We start from the raw sequence: 13,204 nt of genomic DNA, 5'->3' as shown, positions 1-13,204 counted from the left end.
TGTTAGTTTCTAGCAGGCTTTTCTTTTTGTGGAGCAATTTGAACCTGCATGGATATCACCACCCTGATCAATGGTCGGCCGGCCGTCCAGCTTGCTGTTGCAGACAGAGCCACTCAATACGGTGACGGCCTGTTTACTACCGTGCGGGTCAAGAATGGCTGTCTGCAACATTGGTCCCTGCACCTGGCGAGGCTCAAACAGGGTTTGCTACGCCTGAACATCGACTTTTCAAAATGGCGGCAATTGCAGGACTGCGCTTTTTCCCTGGCAAAGGAACAGTCAGAAGGCGTACTGAAAGTACTGATCAGTAGGGGAGAGGGCGGCCGAGGTTATTTGCCTGCTGAGCAAGGCACCCCCAACTGGATCCTGACCCTGCATCCGCTGCCCGGCCAATATCAGGATTGGCGGGAGAAGGGGATTGCGTTGCAAAAAAGCCAGATTTCCCTGGCCAAACAGCCATTGCTTGCAGGCCTTAAACATCTGAACCGACTTGAACAGGTGATGATCAAACAGGAAATTGCCGCACAAGGGTGGCAGGATGCTTTGGTTTGCGATACCGACAAAATGCTGGTGGAAACTTCTGTAGCCAATTTGTTCTGGCAAACCGGTAATCAATGGTATACCCCAAGTCTGCGGTATGCCGGCGTTAAGGGAGTGATGCGAAAGTGTCTGCTGGACGCCTTATCCCGGCAGGGGGTATCTGTCATCAGGGTCCGGATGAGGGCAGAGGTTCTGTTCGATGCCAGTCTGGTTTGTATCACCAACAGCCTGATGGGGGTGGTACCGGTACGGAGCATCCTCGATCATCAGTATGATGTGCAACATGCCAATGTGGTACTTAAGGATTTACTGTGACCCGGACAAAACTGATTATGGCCGGATTGCTGGTGATGCTAATCGCCGGCTATGGCTCCTACCGATACTGGACTTTCCAGGTGGAACAGCCCCTGGCTCTGACAGGAGCCACCCTCTTTACCCTGGAAAAGGGCCAATATGCACATCATTTTCTGCACAAATTGCAACAACAGGGTCTGATTGACTCACAATGGCCAGGAAAGGTGTTGCTCAGGCTGTCACCCGGTCTGTCCGATGTCAAAGCCGGGACTTACGAGTTCCGTCCCGGCATGAGCCTGCGGGATACTTTGTCGCTGCTGTCGAGCGGTCGGGAGAAACTGTTCGAGATTCGCCTGGTGGAGGGACTGCGTTGGCAGGACTGGAGGGCACAGATGCAGGCACATCCTTATCTGCGCGCAGACTCCCTGAATGATGATTTTGTGGCCTATCTCGCCCCCCCGGGAGAAAGCCTCGAGGGCTGGCTGATGCCAGACACCTACCACTTTACGGCCGGGACCAATGCAGAAATTATCGTCGTCCAGGCCTATGAGCGCATGCAGACCTTTTTACAGGAGAAGTGGCAGCAACGAAAAGTGGGGCTGCCTTATGAAAACCCTTATGAAGCCCTGATACTGGCGTCCATTGTTGAAAAGGAAACAGGTTTGGCTGAAGAACGGCCCAGAATAGCGGCAGTATTCGTTAATCGCCTGGAGCGCAACATGCGGCTGCAAACCGACCCCACTGTGATTTACGGCATGGGGGAGGCATTTGACGGCAATATACGGCGTGGCGATCTGAAGACGCCCACGCCTTATAACACCTATGTGATAAAGGGGTTACCGCCGACACCCATCAGTATGGTCAGTGGAGCGGCAATAGACGCGGTGCTGAATCCGCTGGATACGGATGAACTCTATTTCGTGTCACGTAATGATGGCAGCCATGTGTTTTCCAGTAGCCTTGCCGATCACAACGCGGCAGTGCGACAATATCAGTTGAAGAAGTAACACATGACGGGTGACAGGTTGCGAGTCGCCCGGACGGATCAGGAACCCATGTCTGGCAAATTTATAGTAATCGAAGGCCTTGAAGGGGCAGGTAAGAGTTCAGCCATCCAGTTGGTCAGGGAATGTATCGAAGGTGCCGGACACCCACTGATTTGCACCCGGGAACCCGGCGGCACGCCGATGGCCGAAGCCATTCGCGACTGTGTCAAACATGACTGGCAGGAGCGGGTAACGGTGGAAGCCGAACTGCTGCTGATGTATGCGGCCCGGGTACAGTTGCTGGAGAATGTGATTAAGCCGGCTCTGGCTCAGGGAACCTGGGTTCTGGGGGACAGGCACGACCTTTCTTCCCGGGCCTATCAGGGAGGGGGACGGCAGATAGATCATCAGATGATAGAAAGCCTTAGAACTATCAGTCTCAAAGGCTTCGAGCCGGACCTGACCCTGTATCTGGATGTTGAGCCACAGGTCGGTCTCGAGCGGGCCAGGGGCAGGGGAGAGCTGGATCGTATAGAGCAGTCCGGACTGGCTTTCTTTGAGCGGACCCGGGCCAGGTACCTGCAACTGGCTTCCAGGGAGCCAGACATCCAGATAATAGATGCCATGCAGCCCATAGAACAGGTACATGCCAGTATCAGGATGGCCATGGCGCGATACCTGTCATGATTTATCCCTGGTTTGGAAGGCTGTTTTCCCAGTTAACCCAGCGGATACAATCCGGCCGCTTGCATCATGGCCTACTGTTGATTGGTCCCCAGGGGCTGGGCAAGGCAGAACTTACGCGGGAAATTGGCGCTCATCTGCTCTGCCGGCAAGCCAATGAAAAGATCTGTGGTCAGTGCCAGGCCTGTCAGTTGTTCAGGGCCGGCTCGCACCCGGATTTTTATCAAGTCCAAAGTGACAAGCAGATCGGTGTGGACGAGATCCGCGATGCCATTGAAAAACTGTCGTCCAAGGCCCAGCTCTCCGGTGCCAAAGTGCTGATTATTCACCAAGCGGACAGCATGACGGAATCCGCCGCCAATGCGCTGCTCAAGACCCTGGAAGAACCGACTGATCAGACCTATATCCTGCTCACCACCGCCCGCCCTCAGCGTTTGTTGCCGACAATCCTCAGCCGCTGTGAAAAGCTTACGCTGCCCAGGCCCAGTCAGGAACAAACCCGGCAATGGTTGTCTGCTGAACATGCAGGCCCGATAGAGCCTGAGTTGCTAAGCCTTTACGCCGCTTCGCCCCTGAGGCTCAGCATGTTGCTCAGGGAGGAACCTGAACTTAGCTATGCCAGGTTCAATCAGCAGTTGGAGCAACTCACACTGGGTCAACTGGATGCCCTGCAAATGGCAACACAGTGGCAGGAGCAACCCGCCAGGCTGATCGCCTGGCTGCAGCACTGGCTTGTGGCCAGTATTCAGCAGGGCCGTTACAATGTCGACCAGTTATGGGCACTGAGTCATGAAGCTCTCGGTGCCGGGCGGTATGTGAGCAATCCCGGATTGAACAAAATCCTGCTGCTGGCCCAGCTACTCGGCCCCATTCAGCAGCTAGAAGAAGCGCAGGAGTAATCTTTGTTTGTCGATTCACACTGTCATCTGGACAGGCTGGATAAAAATCCCGAAGAATTGAATGAATTAGTGGAACGAGCCAGGCAAAGGGGGGTTGAACATTTCCTCTGTGTCTGCGTTTCCGTGCGCGAATTCGACTCCATGTATGAGGCGGTCAAAGGCTTCGACGATGTTTCGGTCTCTTGCGGCGTACATCCATTGCACCAGGACGATGTTTGCAGTTATGACGAGTTGCTGCAAAAAGCCAGCCGTCCAGAAGTGGTGGCTATTGGCGAGACCGGCCTGGATTACTACTACAGCGCTGAAACCCGAGAGTTACAGCAACAATCCTTTATTGATCACATCAGGGTAGCCAATGAGCTGAATAAGCCGCTGATTATTCATACCAGGGACGCCAGGGAAGACACCATTGCCCTGTTAAAAGCCCATAAGGCGAGCCATACCAGAGGGGTTTTACACTGTTTCACCGAGAGCCTGGAGATGGCAAGGGCCGCCATTGAAATGGATTTTTATATTTCCATCTCGGGGATCGTGACCTTCAACGGAGCCAAAGAACTGCAACAGGTGGTCAGAGAACTGCCGCTGGACAGACTGCTGATTGAAACGGACAGCCCCTGGCTGGCACCGGTCCCGCACAGGGGACAACCCAATGAACCGGCCTATGTCACCGATGTGGCCCAGTTTATTGCCGATTTAAAGGAGATTCCATTGCAAAGGCTGGCGCAAGTGACCACTGATAATTTCTATACCTTATTTGACCACTGCAGAGCGACTGAGTAGCAGTAACGTCAGGCGCCCACAAAGCCGGCAGGATGCTCTACCCGGCCGATCTCAACGGGGCTTGGCAAAGCCCTTAATTTTTTGGACCTGTTGCAGTAAAATGCCCGCCGGTTTCGGGTCGGTACCGGCCCGGTGTCATTAGGCGCTGGTTTTACGTTCCAGTGTGCTTAAGAGGTATATGTAATGTCCAAGTATGTAGTCTGTGCGCTATACAAATTCGTTACCCTGGAAAATTATCAGGAGCTTCGCCGACCCCTGTCTGAATTTATGGAAGGACAGGGCATAAAAGGGACCTTGCTGCTCGCCCATGAGGGGATTAACGGCACCGTCTCTGGCAGTCGTCAGGCTATTGATAATCTGCTCGGTTGGCTGAACGCCGATCAAAGACTTAATCCCATTAGTTACAAAGAATCCTATGACCAGGAGCAGCCATTCCATCGCACCAAGGTCAAACTGAAAAAAGAGATCGTGACCATGGGGGTGGAAGGGATCGATCCGCGTCGTACTGTGGGCACCTATGTCAACGCGGTCAACTGGAATCAACTGATTTCGGATCCCGAAGTGCTGCTGATCGATACACGCAATGACTATGAAATCGAGATTGGCACATTCCAGAACGCCGTGAATCCCAATACTGAGTCTTTCCGCGACTTTCCCCGCTATGTAAGGAACAATCTGGATCCGGCTAAACACAAGAAGGTCGCCATGTTCTGTACCGGCGGCATTCGCTGTGAAAAGTCCACCGCCTATCTCAAAGAGCAGGGGTTCGAGGAGGTTTATCATCTGGAAGGCGGTATTCTCAAATACCTTGAGGAAATGCCCAAAGAGCAAAGTCTGTGGCAGGGCGATTGTTTCGTGTTCGATAACCGGGTGGCGGTAAATCATGACCTTGAGCGCAGTCATTATGATCAGTGTTATGCCTGCCGGTTGCCTATTACGGAACAAGACAAGCAGAGTGACAAATATGAGAGGGGAGTCAGTTGCCCCAAGTGCCACGGCAAGCACAGCGAAGAGCAGTTGGCCCGTTTTCGTGAACGGGAGAAGCAGGTTAACCTGGCCCGCCAGCGCGACGAAGAGCATGTGGGTGCCGAGGCGCGTATCGCCATGGAGCAAAGACGCAGGCAGAAGGCTGAGGAAAGGCGGGCCAGGGCTCTGGCAACCAGGAATAACAACACAGCCAAGACCAAATAACAGCCGGGACCTGTAAAAATACCCTCTGTGACTGTTGCGGCTTCGCAAGTTTCAGTAAACTACCGACAGAGATAATCTGTACGAAAAGGAAGTAACATGTCTGAACAGGCATTGAATGACAGCCAGATAGCCGAAATCCGTAAAGAGTTCGATTTTTTTGACAGCGATAACAACGGCATGATCGATTTGGGTGAGTTTATTGAGCTACTCACAGTGCTTTCGCCAAAGACCAAGGTCAAGGTGGTGGAAGAGGCTTTTGACCTAATTGATAAAAATCAGGACGGCCATATTGATTTCGCTGAGTTTCTCATCTGGTGGCAACAGGGTTGGTGGGAATACTGAGTAAATTTGTTTTGCAAACGCACAGAAGGCGTCCTGATGGGCGCCTTTTTAGTTGGTGGCTTGCAGACACTGCGGATAAGTTACTCCGAGGCTATAGAGTTACTGGGTCCTGCCTTTCGACAACCCCGGTTACAAACAGATGATGGGAAGATTAAGGCTGTATAAAGTCAATGCGGCCTCCGGGCTGTTCCTGCGTCTTGCTGTCCAGCGCAGTATAGCCAGGAAGTAAGAGGAGGGTATCAGATTACCGTCTGTACAGTACTTTGATCAGGTGGTAACCAAACCGGGTTTTCACCGGTCCCTGGATCTGCAATTCCGGCCCCTTGAACACCGCTTTGTCAAATGCTGGTGCCATCTCGCCCTGTCTGAATTCACCGAGGTCCCCGCCGCGCTTTCCAGACGGACAGATCGAGTGCTTTTTGGCCAGGTGTTGAAAACTGGCACCTTGCTCAATTTGTTGTTTCAGTGCGCGGCATTCCTGCTCAGTTTTTACCAGAATATGCAACGCGGCGGCCAGTCTGGGCATGTAGAGTCCTGAATTGAGAGGTTTCATTACTTAATAGGCCTGCCGGCCAGTCCATACAGTGATAGCTTTCTTCCAGCACTGTGGGAGGCCAGTCGAATTTAGCCTATTTGAAAGAACAGGGGAAAGTACGCAATGCCCATTTCTCACCCGTTACCTTGGAGAGGGGAACCGTCAAGCCAGCATCTGTTAGTCAGACAAAAAAGCGCCCCCTAGGGCGCTTTTTCAATCACTCGCCTGAAATCAGGCACCCAGGGCGGTCCGGGCATCCGTGTAGGTCAGACCCAGCTTCTCACCCAGAGCATCCACCACGGCCTTGTAGGTGACTTTGCCTTCATGCACGTTCAGACCGTTAAGCAGGTGTACATCGTCCAGCATGGCTTTCTTCGGTCCTTTGTTGGCCAGGGCCAGACCGAAGGGCAGGGTAGCGTTATTCAACGCCATGGTGGAAGTACGGGCCACACCGCCGGGCATGTTTGCCACGCAGTAGTGTACAACCCCATCGACCACATAAACCGGATCCTGGTGTGTGGTGGCGCGGGCTGTTTCAAAGCAGCCACCCTGATCGATGGCCACATCGACGATAACCGACCCTTCCTTCATGCTGCGGATATGCTCGGCGGTCAGTAACTTGGGTGCCGCCGCACCTGGTATGAGTACGGCACCAACCACCAGATCCGCCTTGGCTGAGTAATATTCTATGGCGTCCACGGTGGAGAAGACGGTTTTGACCTGGCCACGGAAAATATCGTCCAGCTCGCGCAGGCGCGTCAGGGAACGATCCACTATGGTCACATCGGCTCCCAAACCCAGAGCCATCTTGGCTGCATTGGTACCAACCACACCACCACCAACGATAAGCACCTTGCCGGGGGCAACGCCGGGGACGCCACCCAAAAGTGTACCGCTGCCGCCATGGGCTTTTTCAAGATAATGGGCACCGGCCTGGATGGACATGCGGCCAGCCACTTCTGACATGGGGGCGAGTAAAGGCAATCCGTTGCGGGCATCGGTGACCGTCTCATAGGCAATACAGGTGGCGCCTGAAGCAACCAGCAGTTCGGTTTGGGTCGGGTCAGGCGCCAGGTGCAGATAAGTGTAGAGGGTCTGGCCCTTGCTGAGCATTTTGCACTCATTGGGCTGCGGCTCTTTAACCTTAACGATCATTTCAGCCTTGGCAAAGATACTGTCGGCGTCGTGGCTGATGCTGGCTCCGGCCGCTTCATACTGGTCATCCGTAAAACCAATGGAGGTACCTGCATCTTTCTGCACTATTACCTGGTGACCGTGGGTAACAAACTCCTTGACCGCAGCAGGGGTCAGGCCAACACGGTATTCATGGTTTTTAATTTCTTTGGGTACACCGATCAACATGTTCACATCACCTTTACTAGTGGTTTTTTGTAAAACGCGAAGTATAGGGGAAGATTATTAGAAGAGTGTGCTGAAGAATCTTCGATGGCAGGATATAATGCTGAAAAAGAAATGATAAGCAGATGAATCCATGCTGGTTAAAACCCCCAAACATCTGGACAGAATCGACCGCAATATACTGGTTGAGTTGCAAAAAGACGGAAGAATATCCAATGTGGAACTGTCCAGAAGGGTGGGACTAAGCCCCACGCCATGCTTAGAGAGAGTGCGCAGACTGGAGCAACAGGGCTACGTCATCGGCTATCATGCCAAGGTGGATCCTAACAAGCTGGGTGCCGCCATGCTGGTATTTGTCGAGATCACCCTGACCAAGACCTCTACGGATATCTTCGCAGAGTTTTCTGCTGCGGTGCGAAAGCTGGATGATATCCAGGAATGCCATCTGGTGGCAGGGGATTTTGATTTTCTGCTCAAGGCCCGGGTCGCCGACATGTCAAGCTATCGGAAGCTGCTGGGGGACACACTGCTCGGCCTGCCGGGAGTGAGCGAGTCCCGAACCTATGTGGTGATGGAAGAGGTTAAACACACCGGCGCTATTAAGATTAATCTTAAATAAGTGACCGCTGACAAGGGGCGCTGGAGTTTCTGTGCAATAAATCGGCAAAGATAAAAACCACTGTGAATTAAACCAGGCTTTATGGACCGAGAAGCTAGGATTTTCACCGCCTGGCTGGTATCTTTGGGGGCGGTTTGAACTACTAGAATAACAATGATTTTTATGGCGCGACTCTCGGGTATCCAACGGATTATGGAAGTGGGCATGATAGTGTGCAGTGCCTTCGCGCTGTTTCTGTTGTTGGCCCTGGCCTCTTTTGACCCGGCCGATCCCAGTTGGAGCCAGGCTGGCTTGCGTGAGGAAGTGCATAATGCTGCCGGCCCTATCGGCGCCTGGTTTTCCGATATTTTGCTGAATACTTTCGGTTATATCGCCTATCTGTTTCCCTTTGGTGCTGCCTTGCTGGGCTGGTTTTTGTTTCAGCAGACCCGGCATTTGCTGGAGCTGGATTATCTGACCATCGGCCTGCGATTGATTGGCTTTGTGTTGTTGATGGTAGGGGCCACCGGCCTGGCCAGCCTGAATTTCGATGACCTGTTTATCTTCTCTGCCGGCGGGTTTGTCGGTGATGCGATCAGTGGCAAGCTGCTGCCTTATTTCAATCTGGCCGGCACTATCCTGCTGTTGCTCTGTTTCTTCTGTACAGGCTTTACCCTGATGACGGGGATTTCCTGGCTGGCCATGATAGATACCCTGGGTGCTCTGAGTATCCGTCTGGCCAAAGGTACGGCTGCACTGCCGACCCGGGTGCAGAGCCTGCAGTTGCCTAAACCGGTGTTTTCCTCCATGGGTAAGGACCGGATGAAGTCAGACAGTGAGAACCCTCCCAGCCAGCCAGTTGCATCCAGACGTGAACCTGCAGTGGAGCCGGTTTTCCATTTTGGCGCAGATGAAGAGGATGCCGGACTTTCTCTGGACGAGCCTGCTGTGCTCAGAAAAGCCGCCGAAAGCAAAAAAGACCTCAAACCAGAACCCCACCCTGACAAAGCAAGAAACAGCAAGCCCAGACATAAAACCCTGTCTGAGCTGGAAGAAGATATGAAGGTCGAGGGGGTAATGCCGTCGGTCAATCTGCTGGACAGACCGGATAAGGTGAAGAACCCCATCACCCAGGAAGAGCTGGAGGAAGCCTCGCGGCTGGTGGAAGCCAAACTGGCGGATTTCAGTATTGAAGCCCGTGTGGTCGGCGTCTATCCCGGACCTGTGATTACCCGTTTTGAACTGGACTTGGCCCCAGGTGTAAAGGTGGCAAAAATCTCCACCCTGTCCAAGGATTTGGCCCGCGCCATGTCGGCTATATCAGTACGGGTAGTCGAGGTCATTCCCGGCAAATCGGTTATCGGTCTGGAGTTGCCCAATAAGCACCGGGAAATGGTCAGGTTATCCGAAGTTATTGAATGCGATGCTTTCCAGAATTCCGGCTCCCACCTGACCATGGTGCTGGGTAAGGATATAGCAGGGAAGCCGGTGGTGGTGGATCTGGCCAGGATGCCCCATTTGCTGGTGGCCGGCACCACGGGGTCGGGCAAATCGGTGGGGGTTAACGTCATGATCCTCAGTCTGTTGTATAAATCCACCCCCGAAGACGTACGCCTGATCATGATCGATCCTAAGATGCTGGAGCTGTCTGTTTATGAAGGCATTCCCCATTTGCTGGCCGAGGTGGTCACCGACATGAAGGAGGCCGCTAACGCACTGCGCTGGTGTGTGGGGGAGATGGAGCGTCGTTATCGTTTGATGTCGGCCCTGGGCGTCAGGAACCTTAAAGGCTACAACCTTAAGATTAAAGAAGCGATTGAGGCCGGCCAGCCCATCAAGGATCCTCTGTGGAAGTCCGAACAGAGCATGGAGCCAGAAGCGCCGGATCTGGAAAAGCTGCCCAGTATCGTGGTGGTAGTGGATGAATTTGCCGACATGATGATGATAGTCGGCAAGAAAGTTGAGGAATTGATTGCCCGTATTGCGCAAAAAGCCAGGGCTGCCGGTATCCACCTGATTCTGGCTACCCAGCGCCCGTCCGTGGATGTGATTACCGGCCTCATTAAAGCCAATATCCCCACCCGCATTGCCTTTCAGGTGTCATCGAAAATCGACTCCAGAACTATTCTGGATCAGCAGGGGGCCGAGGCCCTCCTTGGTCAGGGGGACATGCTTTACCTGCCGCCCGGAACCGGTGTACCAACCCGGGTGCACGGCGCTTTTGTGGATGATCATGAAGTACACGCGGTGGTGGCCGACTGGCAGAAGCGCGGTAAACCCAATTATATCGATGAGATCTTAAGCGGCGAAGGCAGCACCGAGGTGTTGTTGCCCGGGGAACAGGCCGAAGGGGATGATGCAGAGGCCGATCCTTTATATGACGAGGCGGTTTCCTTTGTTACCCAGAGCCGACGGGCGTCCGTGTCCAGTGTGCAGCGCCAGTTCCGCATCGGTTATAACCGGGCAGCGAGGATTGTTGAGCAAATGGAAATGAGCGGGGTCGTCAGTGCCCAGGGCCACAACGGTAACCGGGAAGTATTGGCGCCACCGCCAGTGTGAATGAGGTCAGTTGACAGCGTTCATTGGCCAGAAAACGCCAGCTGTTCAGTTTAAGGTCAGCCTGGTCGGGCAGACTACGGACAGAGTTTAATTTTAAAAGAGTGCTATGAAAAAATATTTTCTGATCGGATTATGTCTGTTAGGGCTCCAGGCCACGGCCAATGAAGCTGCGGAGAGTCTTAAGGCCCGGCTGAACAATCTGCACAGTTACCAGGCCGAGTTCAGCCAGCGGGTCACCGATGGACAGGGGGAGACAGTGCAACAGGGGCAGGGCCGTTTGCAATTGCAACAACCGAACAAGTTGCGTTGGGAACTCTATGCTCCCGATAACAATATTCTGATTGCCGACGGGCAGACGGTCTGGCATCTGGATCCCTTCGTGGAACAGGCCATCGCCATAGACCAGCAATCGGCTGTGCAGAACAACCCTCTTATCCTGCTGGCTGAACCAGACAGTCACCACTGGCAGGATTTTGAAGTCAGCCGGCTTAACGGCCGTTATCAAATCACTGCCAAGTCAGACAGCAGCCAGATAGCCAGCCTGATCCTGACATTTGACGCAGACAAGCTGGTGGCATTGACTATGCTGGACAGACAGCAACAGACCAGCGAACTGACGTTTTCTCAGATACAGCAGAATCCCGACTTATCCCCGGCGTTATTTGAGTTCAGTCTGCCACAAGGATATGAACTGGATGATCAGCGCCAGGTGCAGACCGGCAGTTTGAATCACTAATGTCCCAGCAATTAGATTTTGGTGCTGAGAATCCCTATCAGCCCCTGGCGGCCCTGATGCGCCCGACTCGCCTGGAGGATTATGCCGGCCAACGGCATATACTGGCACCGGGCAAGCCCCTGCGCCAGGCATTGGAGCAGGGCAGGGCTCACTCCATGATTCTTTGGGGCCCCCCTGGTACGGGCAAAACCACCCTGGCCGAGCTGATTGCCCGATACTGTGATGCACATGTGGAGCGAATTTCCGCAGTGACCTCGGGTATCAAGGATATTCGTCTGGCCATCGACAATGCCAGGCATCAGGCACAATCCAGGGCCAAGAAGACCTTGCTTTTTGTGGATGAAGTACACCGCTTCAACAAGAGTCAGCAGGACGCCTTTCTTCCCCATATTGAAGACGGCACTGTGATCTTTATCGGGGCAACAACCGAGAACCCTTCCTTTGAACTTAACGGTGCCTTGTTGTCCCGTGCCCGGGTTTACGTACTGAAAAAACTGGCCGAGGATGAGCTTTATCCTCTGTTGGCCAGGGCTTTGGACCAGCCCAGACTGAAATCCCTGACCATTACAGCAGAGGCAAGGGTCCTGCTCACCCAACTGGCCGATGGGGACGGACGCCGTTTGCTTAACTATCTGGAACTGGCAGCTGACTTTGCCGAGCAGGGACAGATCAGCTCTGACATGATCCAGGAGGCAGTTGGAGGTAAGGTGGCTTCCTTCGACAAGGGAGGGGATCAGTTCTACGATATGCTGTCGGCACTGCACAAGTCTGTCAGGGGCTCATCGCCGGATGGGGCCCTGTACTGGTACGCCAGGATGCTGGACGCCGGTGCGGACCCATTGGTGGCGGCCAGGCGTCTACTGGCCATCGCCTCGGAAGATATTGGCAACGCCGACCCCCGGGCCCTGCAGATTTGCCTGAATGCCTGGGATATATTTCACCGGGTTGGTCCGGCAGAGGGGGAGCGTGCTATTGCTCAGGCGCTGTTGTATTGTGCCAGTGCGCCAAAAAGCAATGCGGTCTATCTGGCCTTTAACCAAGCCAGGCAGGATGCCAGGGAGTTGCCCAATTATGAGGTGCCACTCCATCTTCGTAATGCGCCAACCAAGTTGATGAAAGACCAGGGCTTTGGCCGGGAGTACCGTTATGCCCACAACGAGCCCGGTGCCTATGCTGCCGGAGAATCCTACCTGCCCGTGGAGCTGAAGGATAGACACTACTATCAGCCGAATGACCGGGGCCTGGAAAAGCAAATCCGCGCCAAGCTGGATTATTTACGCGAGCAGGATGAGCAAAGTGGCAACAAACGTTATTAGTAGCCTGGGCCTGTATGGCATGATTGCTGCTGGCGGGGCCATGGGTGCCTGCTTGCGTTATTTTATTTCTCAATTGACGATGCAGTGGTTTGGCAAAGGTTTTCCCTTTGGTACACTCATAGTCAATATTCTTGGTTCCTGCATGATCGGCATCATTTATGGTCTGATCGAGAGTGAATATGTTGGCGCGCATCCCTGGCGAACCTTTCTCAGCATAGGTTTCATCGGTGCCTTGACCACCTTTTCCACCTTTTCCCTGGATACTCTGTTGCTGATGCAGCAGGGGGCCTGGTTGAAAGCGGGAACCAATGTCCTGTTAAACCTGCTGTGCTGCCTGGCGGCTGCCTGGCTGGGAATTAAACTGATTATGATGAAGGGTTGATCA

14 protein-coding genes are annotated in these 13,204 nt (G+C 53.6%); 12 read left to right on the top strand and 2 right to left on the bottom strand.

What is annotated here, in order from left to right:
• The first annotated feature begins 48 nt into the window (after positions 1-48).
• The 7 genes from pabC to J0A66_RS04470 all read left to right on the top strand — a co-directional run bounded on the left by pabC (position 49) and on the right by J0A66_RS04470 (position 5,716).
• Positions 49-855, top strand: a complete 807-nt coding sequence (pabC, locus tag J0A66_RS04500; RefSeq protein WP_206572592.1) for an aminodeoxychorismate lyase — start codon at positions 49-51, stop codon at positions 853-855.
• Positions 852-1,841 (top strand): endolytic transglycosylase MltG, encoded by a 990-nt coding sequence (mltG, locus tag J0A66_RS04495; RefSeq protein WP_338143863.1) that lies wholly within the window; start codon positions 852-854, stop codon positions 1,839-1,841. The genes pabC and mltG overlap by 4 nt, the downstream gene beginning before the upstream one ends.
• 48 nt (positions 1,842-1,889) lie before the next feature.
• Entirely contained in the window at positions 1,890-2,507 is a 618-nt protein-coding gene (gene tmk / locus J0A66_RS04490) for a dTMP kinase (RefSeq protein ID WP_206572591.1), read from the top strand.
• Entirely contained in the window at positions 2,504-3,403 is a 900-nt protein-coding gene (gene holB / locus J0A66_RS04485; protein WP_277603519.1) for a DNA polymerase III subunit delta', read from the top strand. Before tmk ends, holB begins: the two co-directional genes overlap by 4 nt.
• Positions 3,404-3,406: 3 nt before the next feature.
• Positions 3,407-4,183, top strand: a complete 777-nt coding sequence (locus J0A66_RS04480; RefSeq protein WP_206572589.1) for a TatD family hydrolase — start codon at positions 3,407-3,409, stop codon at positions 4,181-4,183.
• A 183-nt stretch (positions 4,184-4,366) separates the two neighbouring features.
• Positions 4,367-5,374 carry an oxygen-dependent tRNA uridine(34) hydroxylase TrhO gene (trhO, locus tag J0A66_RS04475; protein WP_206572588.1) on the top strand — a complete coding sequence of 336 codons (1,008 nt, stop codon included), beginning with the start codon at positions 4,367-4,369 and terminating at the stop codon, positions 5,372-5,374.
• Between the two features lie 96 nt (positions 5,375-5,470).
• Complete coding sequence (locus tag J0A66_RS04470; protein WP_206572587.1) at positions 5,471-5,716, top strand: EF-hand domain-containing protein; 246 nt, start codon at positions 5,471-5,473, stop codon at positions 5,714-5,716.
• 244 nt (positions 5,717-5,960) lie between these two features.
• Here the strand turns inward: J0A66_RS04470 and ppiC are convergent, their stop codons facing one another.
• The gene (gene ppiC, locus J0A66_RS04465) at positions 5,961-6,242 is read right to left on the bottom strand and encodes a peptidylprolyl isomerase PpiC (RefSeq protein WP_206572586.1); all 282 of its coding nucleotides are present in this window, start codon (positions 6,240-6,242) and stop codon (positions 5,961-5,963) included.
• A gap of 240 nt (positions 6,243-6,482) precedes the next feature.
• Positions 6,483-7,613: an alanine dehydrogenase gene (gene ald / locus J0A66_RS04460; protein ID WP_206572585.1), complete on the bottom strand. Its 1,131-nt coding sequence runs from the start codon at positions 7,611-7,613 to the stop codon at positions 6,483-6,485.
• A 130-nt stretch (positions 7,614-7,743) separates the two neighbouring features.
• Between ald and lrp the strand changes: the two genes are divergently transcribed.
• From lrp to crcB, 5 genes are all read left to right on the top strand, one after another.
• Positions 7,744-8,229 carry a leucine-responsive transcriptional regulator Lrp gene (gene lrp / locus J0A66_RS04455; RefSeq protein ID WP_206572584.1) on the top strand — a complete coding sequence of 162 codons (486 nt, stop codon included), beginning with the start codon at positions 7,744-7,746 and terminating at the stop codon, positions 8,227-8,229.
• Between the two features lie 162 nt (positions 8,230-8,391).
• Complete coding sequence (locus tag J0A66_RS23975) at positions 8,392-10,767, top strand: DNA translocase FtsK 4TM domain-containing protein (RefSeq protein ID WP_206572583.1); 2,376 nt, start codon at positions 8,392-8,394, stop codon at positions 10,765-10,767.
• A 106-nt stretch (positions 10,768-10,873) separates the two neighbouring features.
• Complete coding sequence (gene lolA / locus J0A66_RS04445; RefSeq protein ID WP_206572582.1) at positions 10,874-11,503, top strand: outer membrane lipoprotein periplasmic chaperone LolA; 630 nt, start codon at positions 10,874-10,876, stop codon at positions 11,501-11,503.
• Positions 11,503-12,819, top strand: coding sequence for a replication-associated recombination protein A (locus tag J0A66_RS04440; RefSeq protein WP_206572581.1), 1,317 nt, complete (start codon positions 11,503-11,505; stop codon positions 12,817-12,819). The genes lolA and J0A66_RS04440 overlap by 1 nt, the downstream gene beginning before the upstream one ends.
• On the top strand, positions 12,800-13,201 hold the full coding sequence (gene crcB, locus J0A66_RS04435; protein WP_338143862.1) for a fluoride efflux transporter CrcB: 402 nt from the start codon (positions 12,800-12,802) through the stop codon (positions 13,199-13,201). Before J0A66_RS04440 ends, crcB begins: the two co-directional genes overlap by 20 nt.
• Positions 13,202-13,204 lie beyond the last annotated feature (3 nt).

Source organism: Bowmanella dokdonensis (assembly GCF_017254865.1).
Classification (GTDB): Bacteria; Pseudomonadota; Gammaproteobacteria; order Enterobacterales; family Alteromonadaceae; genus Bowmanella; species Bowmanella dokdonensis.
The sequence above is the reverse complement of the archived record's forward strand: the minus strand, read 5'-3'. Positions and strand labels throughout refer to the sequence as shown.

Excerpts from the sequence above, each read along its gene's own strand:
- ppiC (WP_206572586.1), bottom strand. The coding sequence starts at position 6,242 with ATGCCCAGACTGGCCGCCGCGTTGCATATTCTGGTAAAAACTGAGCAG.
- holB (WP_277603519.1), top strand. The coding sequence starts at position 2,504 with ATGATTTATCCCTGGTTTGGAAGGCTGTTTTCCCAGTTAACCCAGCGG.
- trhO (WP_206572588.1), top strand. The coding sequence starts at position 4,367 with ATGTCCAAGTATGTAGTCTGTGCGCTATACAAATTCGTTACCCTGGAA.
- J0A66_RS04470 (WP_206572587.1), top strand. The coding sequence starts at position 5,471 with ATGTCTGAACAGGCATTGAATGACAGCCAGATAGCCGAAATCCGTAAA.
- lolA (WP_206572582.1), top strand. The coding sequence starts at position 10,874 with ATGAAAAAATATTTTCTGATCGGATTATGTCTGTTAGGGCTCCAGGCC.
- ald (WP_206572585.1), bottom strand. The coding sequence starts at position 7,613 with ATGTTGATCGGTGTACCCAAAGAAATTAAAAACCATGAATACCGTGTT.
- J0A66_RS23975 (WP_206572583.1), top strand. The coding sequence starts at position 8,392 with ATGGCGCGACTCTCGGGTATCCAACGGATTATGGAAGTGGGCATGATA.
- pabC (WP_206572592.1), top strand. The coding sequence starts at position 49 with ATGGATATCACCACCCTGATCAATGGTCGGCCGGCCGTCCAGCTTGCT.
- tmk (WP_206572591.1), top strand. The coding sequence starts at position 1,890 with ATGTCTGGCAAATTTATAGTAATCGAAGGCCTTGAAGGGGCAGGTAAG.
- lrp (WP_206572584.1), top strand. The coding sequence starts at position 7,744 with ATGCTGGTTAAAACCCCCAAACATCTGGACAGAATCGACCGCAATATA.
- J0A66_RS04440 (WP_206572581.1), top strand. The coding sequence starts at position 11,503 with ATGTCCCAGCAATTAGATTTTGGTGCTGAGAATCCCTATCAGCCCCTG.